The following is a 15859-nucleotide window of genomic DNA, read 5'->3' as shown; positions in this document are numbered from 1 at the left end:
TACACAGATGTGATGTGCTATCTACAAGAGTCTTATCGACTTAGCCAATAATATTTATTCATTAATTGGAAGAATAAAGGCCTTAATTTATTATCGGATAGAAGCGAACGTCCCATTTCTATGAGATCGGACGTTCGCTTCTATCCGACGTTTTATACCGTTTAGACCCAAAAAGAGCGATAACCCGTTACGGGGACAGGCATACGTTAAGAGCTTATTGATTGTTAAGTCAATAAGCTCTTAACGTATGCTATGGTGCGCTGTTCTTTTAAAGCCTGAGGTGGCACTGTTCTACTTCCGGCCATTGCGTTACTGTTTATTAAACCGAATTAGTTTTAGAAAAGTATAGCACACAAAAATAGGCTAACCTATCACCTTCTCGCAAAATTTCCAGTAACTTTCGTAATTGGGGTCGTTCTTTAGCCGAGGAAACCTTCTCCTGGAAAATTTTATAACAACCTGCTTTTTTCAGGTCATCTAATTGCAAGTTCAGGTTTTGATCTTGAGTAGAAACGCGCGCGTAGCCGAATAGCATACTATTATCTCAATACAGAAAAAGGAGCGAGTCTGAACCAGTAGTGGCTAACCATGTATTACATAAGACAATTAGTAGGGGTAGGACTGACTGATAAGCCATGACCTTAACTATAGTTTTTGGAACAGATGCAATTAATAGCCAGTCAGTTGCGTCTGTTTGGAAATCTATCTTCTATTATCAAATTTCAGAAGCCGACTTAAAAAATTATTTGCTCTGGCAGAATCATTATAAGAGATAATATGGAGCTTCTGGAAGCCTCGATCACTAAATTCCTTAGCCATTTGTCCCCCGGCTATTTTTGCTGAATAGATGGTTAATTTCTTGGTACAAAAGGAATTAATCGGGGTCGTGCCATGGTGAACTCCCTGCGGTGGTCACCATGGCGCATAATGATAAAGTTGCTAATTACGGAATTCGCTGGGCACCGTGGCGCGGTCAGTATCGCCGAAATCTCCATACCAGACAATCTATAAACTTTTTTTTGACTGCACGAGTTATAGTTATGTAAAATGTCAGTAACATTGCTGACAAATTGTTATTTATGAAAGCAACTACCGAGAAAGCTCGCAAAGCTAGGCTAGGCGCTGAGGACAACAGCACACGACAACCGATCTTTATGGCCGCCAATGTCATGGTGCGAATCCTACCTGAGCGAACTGGCCCCTTCGAACTCATCGCCCAGTCGCGCTCAGGGGTGACCCATGCCGAAGTGCGAAAACTGGCGTCTTTGTTAGAGCTGACGATTCGGGAGTTAGCCATTCTACTATCGATGAACGAACGGACAATGGCTCGTCGTTTAGTGAGTGGCTCCTTGAATAAGGTGGAATCTGAACGACTCCTGCTGCTTAAAGCCCTAGCGGCCCATGGCCTGCGCGTTTTTGAAGATCAAGGTAAGTTCAACCGCTGGTTGCGTCGGCCCCTAGAGATTCTGGAAGGTCAATCCCCTCTACAACTGCTGGATACGGCTACTGGCTTCCAGGTAGTGGATCAGATCTTAGGCCGCATTGAGTATGGCGTTTACAGTTAAGCAATGCCTTTAGTCTATCGTATCCAAAAGAAGCAGTTCATTGAGTCAGTGCTCACGGGGGAAGGGGCTCGTTTGAACGGTGGTCGCTGGAATCCACCGGGTACTCCCTTAGTCTACACGTCGATGACGCCCGAGTTGGCCTTACTGGAAACGCTGGTTCACTTAGATGGTACACCCGTTCGCGATTTGCCGCCGTTTGTACGGGTGAGCATCGAGCTACCGGAGGCCATTGAGGATATCCAACTATCTGAATTGCCCACAGGTTGGGATGCGCTCAAGTATCCCGAAAACCTACCGCAGTTTTTACTACCCAAGCTAGTTCTTTCCTACCCCGCCTTGGCCTTTGCCATTCCGTCGGTGATTGTTAGGAACACGCCTTCGCGCAACATCCTGATCAATCCGTTGCACCCGCTGATGAGTCAGGTGAAGATAGTGGATGTAGTGGCTCATGAGTTCGATAAACGATTACAGAAGCAGGCTGAGCCGCCAGCGGTTTCTACCGCTCAAGTAAAGAAGAGCCAAAGACGGTCTACTTAGGGGTACCATCCCTCCATAGTCCTTATGTGGTAGAGCGGCCTATATCGTTCAAGAATACAAGCAATTTTTGAGACGAAGCTAAAAGGTCTACAATTTCCAATTTTTACACTCCAGTTTTGTTAGGCTGATGAATAAATAGTGTCAAGCTCCCCTTTGGGCAATACGATGCTACCAGCAGTGTTTAACTAGTCATGATTTGATTTTTCTAATCAGACTAATGATGGCAAAAATCAACCTGCGTTTAAAACCCACTACAGGGATCAAGCCATGATGCTTCATAATGTCCTGTAGTTTGCTAAAATCCGGAAGCCCATCAGCATTCAATACCGTAGCGATATCTTCAAAGTATTCAGATCCAAACGCATTACCCGGTGTTGTGCGGCAGAGAAATTCAACAGTTTCATTCGATTTATTTTCAAACATATGGATAGCCCCACAGGAATAATAAGCTTTTCACCCGGACCAATGTCTGTCGTTTTGCCGTTTACCGTCCATCTAACAATACCCTTTTCCCCGTATACTGTTTCCTCAAAACCCTGATGATAATGTGGCATAGGAACTCGGCTTGAGGGCTTGATCGAACAACGGAATTCGCAATATTCATCGTTTGTATTGTAGCCTTCCCTCATTTGTAAGCTTCCCTGAAATTAGGACAGTATAGGATTAGACTCCTAAAAAGCTAATTTAAACTGTCTCATGAAAAAGAAACTATTTACTGAAGCCCAGATTGTGGCTGTCCTCAAACAATACGAAGGAGGGAGAGAAGCCATGGATGTTTGCCGGGAGTACGGTATCTCGAAAGCCATCCTGTTCAACTGGCGTACGAAGTACAGCGGTATGGCGACTACTCACCTGAAGGCACTTAAAGCACTCCAGGAAGAGAACCGTCGTCTCAAGCAGATGTAGGCCGAACTGAGCCTGGACTACAAACTGGCCAAGGAGATCATTGGAAAAAACAGGGACGCCTGAGCGGCTCTAAGGCCCTGTCAGCAGCAAGAATTGGTGGCATGGGCGGTAAATGAAAACGTATCTGTGGATAGGGCCTGTCGAGTAGTGGGTATGCATCGATCTAAATGGTACTACCGCAGCAAGAGAGACGACCTGGTAGTGATTGAGAAGTTGCAGCTGTACGCCGAAAATTACCCAACCCGTGGTTTTGATAACTACTATGGCAAGATCCGCAACGAAGGGCTTAGATGGAACCGTAAACGAGTGTTGCGCGTGTATCGCTTATTGAACTTGAAACATCGAAGGCGGCATAAACGACGGCTACCCGCTAGAGTAAAACAACCTCTGGAGGTGCCAGAAACCATCAATTACATCGGTCCGCCGAAACCTATTGAACCTGATGGACCGGGTTAAGGACATTACGGTCAATCAGCTGGTAAACAACGACATTGCCTGGGCCGAACGTTTTGCCGATCGGGAAAAACTCGACGGACGAAAACTTCAGTTAACAATCATCAGGCCTACGGAGCCGCTTTATCTGAACATGATGAAATTCACCTCCGACGATATTGGCCGGATGATCGTTTCCGGCTACCAGGCCGGAACGGATGTGTTGAAGGTAAAAAATAGTTAACCGAAACCAGATCAGGCTATCGTTTAGAATAAAGCAGATACCTCAATTGGCCGATCAGTGGTTACAATATCACCGCCTTGCCGGAATAGTTCGCGATACCCAGACGTGGCTTCGGACAATGGCTTTTCGTCTAACTGAGTGGGTCCGTAAGTACCGATAGAGCATGGAATACCGAGCTTGTGCAGACGCTCATAGAATGCAACTGGCTGGGGTTTCTGGGGCGTAAGTGCAATTAATCGTCCTGATGCCAGTGGGTTCGTTTCCAATCGCTCCAGATCAGCCATGCTATTTACGCCAACTGCCAGCCACAGAGCCGGATACTTATCACGAACACGCTGTGCGTCGGCGAGTGAATAGCAAATGACAAAAACACAATATTCGGACTGATGCTTACGCACTTCGTTCATAACGCGCACCGGATCGGTTCCGGGCTTTACATCAAGGGCCAATACATACCGATTCTGATTCCAGGCCAGTATATCGCCAAAGGTTGGAATAGGCTGATCGGTTAGCTCACCGCTCAGTGTTTTGAGCCTGATCTTTTTTAAATCAGGCAACGACCATTGGGCCACATCTCCTGTTACATTCGACTCACGATCCAGGGTCGCATCATGCAGCAAAACAAAGTTGCTATCGCGAGTCATCCGCACATCCATCTCGATAATGGCATCGGGAAGCGCCTTTGCCGTTTTAGTAAAGGTTGGAATAGAATTTTCAGTATCAGACGAAGCAGGTCCACCCCGATGCGCTAAAATAAGTGGTCGTTTTCGTCCAGACTGGTATTTAAGAAAAGAATCTATTGTCTTGCTATCGTGAAACCGGTTAATTGATTGGCCGCAAACTTCAACCGATATAAATACGGCGACTAAAAAGAAACTACTGATTTTCATAATCCGTTATCCAGTACTGAATTTTTATGTCATTACGATCCGGCGACTTCTGTTTCACTTCGCCTGATAGGGTCCATGAATTGCCTTCACCTGTTGTCGTTCATCTTCATCATTCAAAATCAACACCCAATACACTTTACCGCCCGGCTCAACCCGTACCACAACATGGCCAGAGGTACTTTTCAGTCGGGATGCCAGATCACCAATTGCTGATCTGGTTTCGTGAAGCAGATTGGTCACGAACACATCACGATTGCCGGTATAAATTTGTTCCGAATAAATTCGTTCGAGCACGCTACGATCAGGATGAGATGAAGCCCAGGCTGGGACCACAAAAATACGGGGGCGCAGGCTGGCCAGCAATGCGCCATTTTGCGAATCTTTATACCCGTGATGGTCAAGCAATTGAACATCTACTGGCCCAACCACTTGTGCCAGGGGTGTCTCTACATCATGCCAGCCGGGTTCGCCAAATTGCAAAACGCCCGGAATATCTCCTCCCGAAAAATAATCGAAATCACCATAGTGAATCTGCAGGGCAATGCTGCACATATTCTCATTTGGGTAGTGATTCGTTGAGAGTGTTGCCAGTTCAGGAAACAGCTTACGGCAAGGTTGATTATCTCCCGCCCAAATTTCGCCATTGACAGCCAGATTCCTTATCTGAAACGACTTCCGATATAAATTCGGCTGCTTGACCAATGTAATCTGATCAGTTCGCCCAGCTCTAAATCGTTCAACCTTGAGACCTTTGCTTTGCGTTTGGTCAACCAGAAACCGACGATAGTTAACAACCATTGAGTCGTTATCGAACGGCTGAGGATAGGTGTAAACGGGCCAGCCACGATCCAGAACCGTACGAATGGGTAAATAGTCTGCTACCTCTGTTATTCCAGTCAACACACAGCCTTCTTTTGATTTCTTGGTTAGGTGAAGCGGAGATCCCATGTGATCATCATGGAAGTGAGAGATAATAGCATAGTCGAGTACGGGATCACTCTGAAAGCTAAGAACTTTCCGGATATAGCGGGCAATCCACTCGCCAGCCTGCCGTTCGTCGGTGGGTTTAATTGGTAAACTACGGGGCTGGTTAGTCCGCCAGTCAATGGGATTGATCGAACCCGCATCAATCAATACGGTAGTTCCATCCGGTAGTATAGCGAATGTTGCGTTTCCTCTGCCCGTATTTATGTGATGAATGTCAAGCTGACCTTGCTGCCAGGCCGGCAGCGTTTGCCCTATCTGCTGCGCTATAGCGCCATAAACAGGCCATAGTATCAATACCAGGATATAGCGAAAAAAGGTGAGCATACGAACGATTACTAAGTACTAACGGCCTACTGTTTCTTGCGCATTGCTCTTTCTGTGTAATAAAAAATCCCCCGTCACAAGAGCTGTGCGGGGGATTTTTGGTTATTCGGTCACTAGCATTAGAATGAGTAACGAACGCCAAGCTGAGCTTGCCAAACGTTATCAATCGTTATGCTTTTAACGAATGAATCTTTCAACAGAATCGTCTTGCCATCTAAATTTTGCGTAGCAAGCCGATACGTTGGTAAGCCAGCAGCACTAACGCTAGCGATAGCTAGTGGGTTAGCAGTTGTAGGAACCCAACCTACACCCCATTTGTTGTTGAGTAGGTTACCCACATTAAGAATATCTGCCCGGAACTGGATAGCATGTTTTGTTCCTTTGGCACCAGCTTTAACATAAAACTCCTGAATCACAGTAAAGTCAAAACGACTTAACCACGGAGCGAATCCACCATTGCGTTCAGCATATTGTCCACGACGGGTTTTTAGGTAATCATTACCGTCAATGTAAGCATCGAAAGCAGCCTGTTGTTGATCAGGTGAATAAACTACTGCCGAAGCACCTGAGCCAACCGTCAATGATGCAAATGTTAAGTCTGTAGCTTTTCCCGGAACAAACAGCAAATCATTAGTTTGACCATCGCCGTTTAAGTCACTACCATAAATGTATGACTGCTTGTAACCACTGGTTGATGAACCACCGAGTGTAAATGTTGTAGAACCACCAAATTTACCACCGTAATTGAGTCGGTAATTAACATAACCAATAATCCGATGACGCAAATCATTATCACCATACGACAGCGTTAGATAATTTTGTCCAGCAACTGTAGGTGTATTACCTACAACGGTGCTACCAACTGACATTAAATCTCTTGCTAATCCGTATGTATAGGCTAGCATTCCACCGAAACCGTTATTAGATGGCTTTTCAAGTTTAGCCGTAAACGTATAGGCGCTTCCCTCAGTTGTATTCTTAAGAACAAACGCGTTTGTATTGTACGGATCGTTAATATAACGGGCTTTATTGATAGCCGCTGTACCAGTTACCCCGGAAGCTGGAAAACGGCCACGTGTATCTGGTCCGGTAAGTTGGCGGTCTGCTGCTTTGAGGTTAGCATCAATATAGCGGAGACCTTGAATCGTCTTATTGTAGATTACTTCCAAAGTTCCAATTAAGCCCCATGGTAATCGCTGATCAATAGCAATGTTCGTTTTCCAAACGGTTGGATATTTTAAGTTCGGATCAGTTGCATTCACTGCATATCCCGTCAAACTCTCAACATTCGTATTCGTTGGCGGTTGTACTGCGGCAGGCAATTTGCTGGGATCAGTCACAAATGGATAGGCCGTTGTATTCTGAAAGTTAATGACGCCCGTATTTACTCCGTTGTTTCCTAATTGGTTAGAAACCAATACTTCCGGGATACGAGATACAAACAAACCGCTACCTCCACGAATTTGGGTCATTTTATCACCTTTAACATCCCAGTTGAAACCAACGCGAGGTGATACTAGCAGGCGGGCTTTAGGAAAAGCACCAGTATTAAGATAATAATTAGCCCCATTTTCGTCTTTGTAAGTCAGACTAGCTACTCTTGGGTTGTTAAACGCAGAAGCTGTCGAGTTATCGTAAGCGAAAATATCAGCCCTAACACCGGCTGTCAGTTTGAAAGTTGGATTGATCTGAAATTCATCCTGAACATAGGCGCTATATGTGCTTCTATGCAACGTTTGCAGTGGTTCAGCACCGCCTGGTACCAGTGAATAGCGCAGGTTATACCGATTCAAAGCCACGGGTGACGTAGTTGCATTCGGATTATTTATAGAAGCCAGTGCTGCCGTTTTGAAATCAGCAATTGAGTTATAAACATACACGCCGTTAGAGGCCGGGAAGAATACGTTGTTAGACGTATATTTTTCGTAAGACAAGCCAAATGTAAGCGTGTGCTTGCCAGCAAAATAGCTGAAATTATCCGTAATATTCAGTGTCGAATAATTCAGCTTATTGTTTGGGGTAAAGGGATCGAAACCAATAGACGTGTATGTCGTTCCATCTTTTAGAATATCAATGGTCGGAAATACACCTGTCAAATATGTCCGGTCCTCAATCTGCTTATTGTAAGTTGCAACCAGCTTGTTAGCAAATTTCCCGCCAAATGTAGAGTTTAATTCGATAGCTATTGACCGGGTGTTATCGGCAATTTTATAGCCTGTATTTTGTGGAGAAAGTGCCAGGTTACCAGCATATCCAGAGGAAGAATATCCGGTGCGGTTTCCATTACCAGCAGTATTACTACTATTACTGTTGCTAATCGCCTGGTCTGATTCAGAATTATGGTGAGAATAACGTACAGCAAGTTTGTGATTGTCGTTGATGTTATAATCGATACGAATCAGACCTTTCAAACTCTTTACCTGGTTATTGAAATTGTCAATGGCGCCAAGATCACGATTAAAATTCGTTTTCATAAACGCGCTAAGATCCTCCAAATCGGCCGCTGTTACACGCGACACGTTTCCAGTTGCGCCATCACGTTGAGCAACCCAGTCCAGAGCTGGTACACTACTCTTAAATTGCTCTACGTTAGCGAAGAAGAACAATTTGTTCTTAATGATCGGTCCACCAATCCGGAAGCCCGATGTCTTTTTATCGATAGTTACTGGAGGAAGATCTACACCATTCGCCTTTTTGCCGGCCAAACTGCTGTTCTGAAAAAGATAATAAACTGATCCAGAGAAATCGTTCGTTCCTGAACGCGTTACGGCATTAATACCTGCTCCCGAAAAGCCAGTTTGACGAACATCATAAGGAGCAACGTTCAATTGAATTTCATCAAGAGCATCTAATGAAACGGCGGTGGTACCAGTACGTCCACCAGCCTGAGCAGATGAGCCTAGACCGAATCCGTTATTGAAAACGGCACCATCGATGGTGATGTTATTGAAACGGCTATCCTGACCACCAAATGATTGCCCATTGCCATAGGCGTTATACTTGGTAATGTCAGCAATCGTACGGCCAATTGTTGGAACAGTATTGATCGTTTCCCTACCATAGGATGCAGCAGCACCCGTACGGTTAGAACTGATTATACCATTCCGATTACTGGTCACAACAATTTCAGACAATTGCTGGCTGTTGTCAGCCATCTTGAAACTTACGTCGGCAGATGTACCAAGGTTCGTAAAAATACCTTCAACTACCTGATCCTTGAACCCCACAAAGGTGGCTGTTACTTTGAACGGACCACCAACCCGAACACCAGGGAGAGTGTAGCGCCCGGAAGCATTCGTTGTTGTCCCGTAGCGGCTACCCGATGGTTCGTGAATGGCTACGACTGTGGCACCAGGCAAAGGACCGCCTTTATCGTCGGTTACTAGACCATCAATGACTGAGGTCGTTACCTGCGCTAGTGCTCCGCTCCCACCGAGTACGGACAGTAGTATACTGCTGACTAGCACAAAAGCCGCCCTAAAATGCAGTAATTGTTTTGACATAGAAGTGATTGATTTGGTTTGTAGTTTTGAGCAACTCATCCGGTTAGATAGGTCCCTAATTTAATGACAAAGATGCTACTTTTTTTGAGTCGACAAAGCACGCTATCTTAAAAAAGTACCACTATTTGAATACCTATACACTACATTCTACAAATAGCCATATTTCAAGTCGGTTACGTTCTATAAATGACGATTAAGATATTGTTAAGCTCACAGTTTCATTTAGATAGCTTTATGACCGATGTGGAACCATTCGATGGCAATGGCCGTACTTATTTTCAGGGATTCCGGTCTATACTACACGTTTTCCCTCTTAGTTTTGTCTCCTTATGATATCATCCGAAACAGCATCCGTCAAACTCACTCAATATAGCCACGGTGCAGGCTGCGGCTGTAAGATTTCGCCTAAAATACTGGATCAGATTCTGCATAACCAGACCACTAGTCCAATGGGTCAGGGCAGCAATCAGACGGCCGTTCAGCCGAACTACGCAAACCTCCTTGTCGGGAATGATTCGCGCGATGATGCGGCCGTACTTGATCTCGGAACGGGTGAAGCCATCATCAGCACAACCGATTTTTTTATGCCTATTGTCGACGATGCGTTCGACTTCGGGCGTATCGCGTCCGCCAATGCCATCAGCGATGTCTATGCTATGGGTGGCGAGCCCATTATGGCCATTGCTATTCTGGGTTGGCCGCTCGACAAACTTCCGCCCGAATTAGCTGGTCAGGTCATCGAAGGAGCTCGTGCAGTCTGCCTCGAAGCCGGAATTCCGCTGGCCGGAGGTCATAGCATCGATTCGCCTGAGCCGATTTTTGGACTGGCCGTAACGGGTCGGGTCCGAATTGATCACCTCAAACAAAATAACACCGCTACCGAGGGGTGTCGTTTATACCTCACCAAACCGCTTGGCGTCGGCATTTTGACAACAGCGCAGAAAAAAGGAATCTTACAGCCTGAACACGCCAATCTGGCACCGGCACAAATGGCTAAATTAAACAGCTTCGGCGCTGTTTTAGGGAAATTGCCGTACGTAAAGGCACTGACCGATGTAACGGGTTTTGGCCTGCTGGGTCACCTGACCGAAATGGCCGAAGGGTCGGGACTGAGTGCAGTCATTGCGTTCGACGATGTCCCCAGATTGCCATTTATTGACGAGTATCTGGCGAAAAAAAGTTTCCCAGGTGGCACTGTTCGAAATTGGGATAGCTATGGCCATAAAATCGCGGAACTAACCGAAACGCAACGCTACATTCTGGCTGACCCACAAACGTCTGGTGGCTTACTCATTGCCGTCGAGCCCAATAGCACCGCTGAGTTCGAGCGTGTAGCTGCTGAAAACGGTTTCTCCCTCCAATCGTTCGGTGAATTGGTTGAACAACGGGAGAAAGTTATTTATGTAAATTAAAGCGTGAATGAGTGCAGGAGTGAAATCGATCCGCTTTGGCCGACTGATTTCACTCCTGCACTCATTCACGCTTTCACTCTTTGGATTAGATGAAATTATTCTTCCGACAAACTGGCGAAACCGGTCCAGCAATTGTCATCTTACATGGTGTCTTTGGCTCGTCCGACAATTGGCTAACCATCAGCAAAGCCATTACGGCTAAAGGGTATCGCGTTTTCGCCCTCGATCAACGTAATCACGGGCAATCGCCCCGCGCCGACGAGCATGACTACCAGAACATGGCATCCGATCTGCATGAATTCCTGATCGATCAGGGGTTAGAAAAGCCAATTTTGGTTGGCCATTCGATGGGTGGCAAAGCAGTCATGCAATATGCCATGTCTTATCCGGGCACATTTGCCAAACTCGTTGTTGTTGACATAGCCCCCAAATTCTACCCCGTTCATCATGCAGAGCTTGTACGCGGCCTGAAGGCTATTGACCTGACCAGCCTGACAAACCGTAATGAAGCCGACGCAATTCTAAGCCGGTATGAGCCGATTTTGGCGGTACGGCAGTTCTTGCTCAAAAATCTGTATCGGAATGAACAGGGGCAGTTTGCCTGGCGATTGAACTTACCTATCATTGAACGGGAGCTTCATGGCATCGGTGAAGAATTAACGAATCCACGAATCGTAACCGACCCAACCTTATTCATCCGCGGCAGTGAGTCTCCATACATTCTGGATGAGGACATTCCGACGATCAAACGCATTTTTCCAAACGCACAAATCGAAGTTATTCAGGGCGCAGGGCATTGGGTACAGGCCGAAAAACCGGTGGAATTTGTGGAGGTGCTGATGAAATTTGTCAATACTTAGTTTTGTCATGCCAACACTCTATCTCATCCCTACCCTGCTGGCCGAGGACACTGCAGAGCTGGTACTTCCGGTACATATCCGGTCGGTTATTGAAAAAACGGATGCCTACTTCGTCGAGAATGTACGCACTGCCCGGCGATTTATCAGTGGCCTAAAAACCACTCGGGTTATTGATGAAACGACATTTTTCGATCTCGACAAAGACACTCCTGCGGTCGATACCCGCCGACAGATTCAGGAATTAACCGAGCGCAAACGCAATGCTGGTGTGTTATCGGAAGCCGGATGCCCCGGTGTTGCTGATCCGGGTTCGGTTGTGGTAGGAATGGCCCATTCGCTCGGCTGGCGGGTGGAGCCGCTGGTAGGCCCATCGTCTATTTTACTGGCCCTCATGGCGTCGGGCATGAGTGGTCAGTCGTTTGTTTTTCATGGGTACCTGCCTATTGAACGGCAGGACCGTGCCCGAGCAATTCGCCACCTCGAAAAAGAAGCACAACAGCGGCAACAGACTCAGATTTTCATGGAAACGCCCTATCGCAATGATGCATTATTTGCCGAAGTAATAGCCAATTGTGAACCGAATACCCGCCTGTGCGTGGCTTGTAATCTGACAGCCCCCGATGCCTTCGTACGTACACGAACCATACGGGAATGGAAAACACAGGTGCCTGATTTGCGCAAAAAACCAACGGTGTTTTTACTTTTGTAACAAAAAGTAGTAAGTCAGTAAGTGGCCGACGCGAGTTTGTTGCTTACGCATCAGCTACTTACTGACTTACCAACTGATCCATGATCCAGGCTTTCGAGTTTTCCCCGCTTCAAGAAAATACCTACGTAATTGCCGACGACGCAACCGGTGAGGCTGTTATCATCGACCCAGGTTGTTACGACCAGGGAGAAAAAGAAGCACTTGGACGGTTCATTACTGACCATAAACTCACCGTCAAGTACCTGCTGCTTACGCATTCACACCTCGACCACGTTTTTGGCGTCGCGTATGTAAAGCGTAAATTTGGCGTTAAGGCTTATCTGCACGAGCTCGACATGGTGATTTATAACGATGTACCAACACGTTGTGCTATTTACGGTTTACGGGGTTATGAGCCGTCAGAAATTGACGAACATCTGGAAGAAGGCGATCAATTTAAGTTTGGGAATACAACACTCGATGTCATCTTTGTGCCAGGCCATTCACCCGGTCATGTTGCCTTCGTGAATCACGCTGATCATTATATAATTGGTGGAGATGTACTGTTCCGGGGAAGTGTAGGCCGTACGGATTTTCCGTATTGCAATCATGCCGACCTCGTTAACAGCATCAGAACTCAATTTTACACCTTACCTGATGATTACGTCGTTTATCCGGGACATATGGATTCAACGACAATTGGCCAGGAGAAGCGATCAAATCCGTTTGTCAAACAATTATGAACGATGAATACCTAACCTCGTCGGCTCAAACTCATCCTTCATACGTATCCCTTGAAAAACTTACTCAAACATCTCCCGAATGCCATGACCTGCGGCAATTTGCTATGCGGGTGCATTGGTCTGGTCATGGCATTACGTGGGCACCTGGAAATAGCATCCTGGCTTATTGGCTTAGCCGCCGTGCTTGATTTTGGCGACGGTTTTGTGGCCCGACTGGTAAACGTATCGGGGCCGTTTGGGAAAGAACTGGATTCGCTGGCCGATGTCGTTACGTTTGGTGTGCTTCCGGCTACCATCGTCTTTCAACTCTGCTGGTTTCAGGAATTGGGAACCATTTCATACGGTGCTTTTTTAATTGCTGTATTGTCGGCATTACGGCTGGCAAATTTTAACATCGATACACGACAGTCTGAATCATTTATTGGCCTGCCCGTACCGGCAAATGCCATGTTGATTGCGGCATTTCCGTTAATGGGCCACTATCAGCCGCAGTACGATACAATCTGGCAGAACGATATTGCACTGGGCATGATGATTGCCTTTTCGTTCATGCTTGTTTCTGAAGTACCGCTCTTTGCGCTTAAATTCAAGTCGTTTGGCTGGGCTGAAAACCGGATTAAATTCAGTTTTCTGATAGCTTCCGCCCTACTCTTATTATTTTTGCAGTTCGCGGCTATTCCGCTGATAATTCTGCTTTACATTGTTGTTTCACTTTTTACCAAATGAGTGAAAGAGCGAATGAGTGAACGGGTGAGGTTAGCCAACTTCCCTTTCGCTCTTTCACGCATCGCATTCGCTCTTTCACTTTTCACTCATTACAGATGAAATACGTTGCCGAAATTAACATCATGACCCGTTCGGAAATTCTGGACCCACAGGGAAAAGCCGTTAAACTGGGCCTTCATAACCTCCAGATGGACAATATTGACAACGTCCGGATCGGGAAACACATCCGGCTTGAAGTAGATGCCGATAGTCAGGAAAAAGCACATGAAACGGTAGACACTGCGTGTCGCCAACTGCTGGCCAACCTGATCATGGAAGAATATTCTTTCGAGTTGCAACCAGCCTAAGGACTCATTTGCCCATTTCCACCCGGATGGCTCTGTTTTTAAAGAAAAGCTGCACTTTCCAGCGCAGATACAGGTAAGTAGTTTCCAAGCACAATAGCTACCTGAAAAAGTACTATTTTTGCCAACTATTTTGCCATTAACGAATGACGACCACTTATTCAAGGATTACCGGGTTAGGCTTTTACGTACCAGACAACGTGGTTACGAATGACGACCTGACCCAATATATGGATACATCCGACGCCTGGATTCAGGAACGGACGGGTATTAAACAACGGCGTTTTTTCACCTACGGGAAAGAGACTAACGCCAGTATGGCCGCAGCCGCATCGCGTATGGCGCTCGAACGTGCTGGTTTGGCCGCCAACGATGTCGATCTGATCGTCTACGCTACGCTTTCGCCGGATTATTATTTTCCTGGTTCGGCGTTTCTGATGCAGCGCGAATTAGGTCTGGAAGGTATAGCCGTAATCGATATTCGGCAGCAGTGTTCTGGATTTGTCTACGCCCTGTCGATTGCCGATCAGTTTATCAAAACCGGAATGTACAAGACAGCTCTGGTGATTGGGTCGGAGATCCAGTCAACGTTGATGGATAAAACAACCGAAGGTCGTGGGGTTGCGGTTATTTTTGGTGATGGTGCGGGGGCAGCTGTTGTTCAGGCCACTACAGATCTGGAACATCGTATCCTGTCAACTCATCTTCATGCCGACGGTCGTTATGCCGAGGAATTATATCTGAAAGATCCGGGCAGCAGCCGGCCTAATCACTTCATTACAGCCGATACGGCTACAGCTGGTGGGAGCAGCGTAGTGATGAACGGAAACACCGTTTTCAAACATGCTGTGGTACGCTTCATGGAGGTGATTAACGAAAGTCTTCAGGCCAATGGGTATCAACCCAGCGATCTGGCTCTTCTGGTGCCGCATCAGGCTAATATTCGTATTTCTGGCTATGTTCAGCAGCAGATGAATCTGCCTGATGAGAAGGTGTTCAATAACATTCAGAAATACGGAAACACGACCGCAGCGTCTATTCCGATTGCACTGACCGAAGCGTTTGAGCAAGGCCGTATCCAACCCGGCGATTTAGTTTGCCTGGCAGCCTTTGGAAGCGGCTTTACCTGGGCATCGGCTTTGATAAAATGGTAAAAAGGATTGACCTGTAAGCCGGTCAATCCTTTTTAGTAGGTTCCGATCGATAACATCACTAGTGTACAGGCTTCAATGGGTTCAATACCTTCGGCCTGTAATTGCCGTTCAAAATCCGGATTTTCGGTTCCTGGATTAAAAATCACTCGCTTCGGCTTCAGCCCTTTGATATAATTGTACAGGTCAGATTGATTCCGTGGCCCAACATACAAGGTAACTGTATCGATATCGGTTAGCGTCGGTTGTCCCGTCTGAATAGGGCGCCCTTCAATCTGGCCCGGCCTTAATCCAACTAATTCAATTTCGTGGCCGTGTCGTACTAAACTATGAGCAGCCCGATTTGCGTATCGTCCGGGATTTTCAGAAGCGCCAATAACTACTGTTTTTTTTGATTCAGTATTCATTTCCTCTCTTTTGCGCCAGCTTTTCAGTCAGCACTTTTTGTTTTAAAACCTTTCTGGTTACCGCGTAGTTCAACTTAGGTGCGTCTGCTTATTTAGATTCTTTCTACTATTTAAGTATATAAATCCTTCTATTGTTTATT

General features: G+C 46.3%; 18 protein-coding genes. 11 read left to right on the top strand and 7 right to left on the bottom strand.

All coding sequences use genetic code 11. The features are described 5' to 3' along the window. Positions 1 to 319 precede the first annotated feature (319 nt). A complete protein-coding gene (locus G8759_RS07695; RefSeq protein WP_167206712.1) occupies positions 320 to 535 on the bottom strand; it encodes a recombinase family protein in 216 nt (71 codons plus the stop codon). A gap of 544 nt (positions 536 to 1079) precedes the next feature. Here G8759_RS07695 and parS point away from each other — a divergent pair. Then, positions 1080 to 1565 (top strand): type II RES/Xre toxin-antitoxin system antitoxin, encoded by a 486-nt coding sequence (gene parS / locus G8759_RS07690; protein ID WP_167206710.1) that lies wholly within the window; start codon positions 1080 to 1082, stop codon positions 1563 to 1565. Positions 1566 to 1568: 3 nt separating this feature from the next. Continuing rightward, complete coding sequence (locus tag G8759_RS07685; RefSeq protein ID WP_167206708.1) at positions 1569 to 2102, top strand: RES family NAD+ phosphorylase; 534 nt, start codon at positions 1569 to 1571, stop codon at positions 2100 to 2102. A 189-nt stretch (positions 2103 to 2291) separates the two neighbouring features. Here the strand turns inward: G8759_RS07685 and G8759_RS07680 are convergent, their stop codons facing one another. Both G8759_RS07680 and G8759_RS36340 read right to left on the bottom strand, forming a co-directional pair. Continuing rightward, complete coding sequence (locus G8759_RS07680; RefSeq protein ID WP_167204103.1) at positions 2292 to 2525, bottom strand: hypothetical protein; 234 nt, start codon at positions 2523 to 2525, stop codon at positions 2292 to 2294. Then, on the bottom strand, positions 2423 to 2656 hold the full coding sequence (locus tag G8759_RS36340) for a cupin domain-containing protein (RefSeq protein ID WP_167206706.1): 234 nt from the start codon (positions 2654 to 2656) through the stop codon (positions 2423 to 2425). Before G8759_RS36340 ends, G8759_RS07680 begins: the two co-directional genes overlap by 103 nt. Positions 2657 to 2798: 142 nt before the next feature. Between G8759_RS36340 and G8759_RS07670 the strand changes: the two genes are divergently transcribed. Together G8759_RS07670 and G8759_RS07665 are read left to right on the top strand one after the other, a co-directional pair. Beyond that, positions 2799 to 3008 carry a transposase gene (locus G8759_RS07670; RefSeq protein ID WP_167206704.1) on the top strand — a complete coding sequence of 70 codons (210 nt, stop codon included), beginning with the start codon at positions 2799 to 2801 and terminating at the stop codon, positions 3006 to 3008. 442 nt (positions 3009 to 3450) lie between these two features. Then, the gene (locus G8759_RS07665; protein WP_317166770.1) at positions 3451 to 3684 is read left to right on the top strand and encodes a hypothetical protein; all 234 of its coding nucleotides are present in this window, start codon (positions 3451 to 3453) and stop codon (positions 3682 to 3684) included. Between the two features lie 23 nt (positions 3685 to 3707). Here G8759_RS07665 and G8759_RS07660 read toward each other — a convergent pair whose 3' ends face one another. The 3 genes from G8759_RS07660 to G8759_RS07650 form a co-directional block, all read right to left on the bottom strand. Next, positions 3708 to 4574, bottom strand: coding sequence for a glycerophosphodiester phosphodiesterase family protein (locus G8759_RS07660; protein WP_167206702.1), 867 nt, complete (start codon positions 4572 to 4574; stop codon positions 3708 to 3710). A 54-nt stretch (positions 4575 to 4628) separates the two neighbouring features. Continuing rightward, positions 4629 to 5885: a ComEC/Rec2 family competence protein gene (locus G8759_RS07655; protein ID WP_167206700.1), complete on the bottom strand. Its 1257-nt coding sequence runs from the start codon at positions 5883 to 5885 to the stop codon at positions 4629 to 4631. Between the two features lie 119 nt (positions 5886 to 6004). Then, positions 6005 to 9388, bottom strand: coding sequence for a TonB-dependent receptor (locus G8759_RS07650; protein WP_167206698.1), 3384 nt, complete (start codon positions 9386 to 9388; stop codon positions 6005 to 6007). A gap of 329 nt (positions 9389 to 9717) precedes the next feature. Between G8759_RS07650 and selD the strand changes: the two genes are divergently transcribed. From selD to G8759_RS07615, 7 genes are all read left to right on the top strand, one after another. After that, the gene (gene selD / locus G8759_RS07645; RefSeq protein WP_167206696.1) at positions 9718 to 10800 is read left to right on the top strand and encodes a selenide, water dikinase SelD; all 1083 of its coding nucleotides are present in this window, start codon (positions 9718 to 9720) and stop codon (positions 10798 to 10800) included. 89 nt (positions 10801 to 10889) lie between these two features. Next, positions 10890 to 11660 (top strand): alpha/beta fold hydrolase, encoded by a 771-nt coding sequence (locus tag G8759_RS07640; RefSeq protein WP_167206694.1) that lies wholly within the window; start codon positions 10890 to 10892, stop codon positions 11658 to 11660. Between the two features lie 7 nt (positions 11661 to 11667). Then, complete coding sequence (locus G8759_RS07635) at positions 11668 to 12369, top strand: SAM-dependent methyltransferase (RefSeq protein ID WP_167206692.1); 702 nt, start codon at positions 11668 to 11670, stop codon at positions 12367 to 12369. Between the two features lie 80 nt (positions 12370 to 12449). Next, positions 12450 to 13091, top strand: a complete 642-nt coding sequence (locus G8759_RS07630; protein WP_167206690.1) for an MBL fold metallo-hydrolase — start codon at positions 12450 to 12452, stop codon at positions 13089 to 13091. Positions 13092 to 13175: 84 nt separating this feature from the next. Further along, positions 13176 to 13817 (top strand): CDP-diacylglycerol--serine O-phosphatidyltransferase, encoded by a 642-nt coding sequence (gene pssA, locus G8759_RS07625; protein WP_167218793.1) that lies wholly within the window; start codon positions 13176 to 13178, stop codon positions 13815 to 13817. Positions 13818 to 13912: 95 nt separating this feature from the next. Then, entirely contained in the window at positions 13913 to 14164 is a 252-nt protein-coding gene (gene purS / locus G8759_RS07620) for a phosphoribosylformylglycinamidine synthase subunit PurS (RefSeq protein WP_162387639.1), read from the top strand. Between the two features lie 143 nt (positions 14165 to 14307). Continuing rightward, positions 14308 to 15315, top strand: coding sequence for a 3-oxoacyl-ACP synthase III family protein (locus tag G8759_RS07615; protein ID WP_167206688.1), 1008 nt, complete (start codon positions 14308 to 14310; stop codon positions 15313 to 15315). A 32-nt stretch (positions 15316 to 15347) separates the two neighbouring features. On the opposite strand, the gene G8759_RS07610 is transcribed toward G8759_RS07615, so the two are convergent. Continuing rightward, a complete protein-coding gene (locus G8759_RS07610; protein ID WP_167206686.1) occupies positions 15348 to 15719 on the bottom strand; it encodes a CoA-binding protein in 372 nt (123 codons plus the stop codon). Between the last annotated feature and the right edge of the window lie 140 nt (positions 15720 to 15859).

It is taken from the genome of Spirosoma aureum (assembly GCF_011604685.1).
GTDB lineage: Bacteria > Bacteroidota > Bacteroidia > Cytophagales > Spirosomataceae > Spirosoma > Spirosoma aureum.
This window is presented reverse-complemented; position numbering and strand designations above follow the sequence as displayed.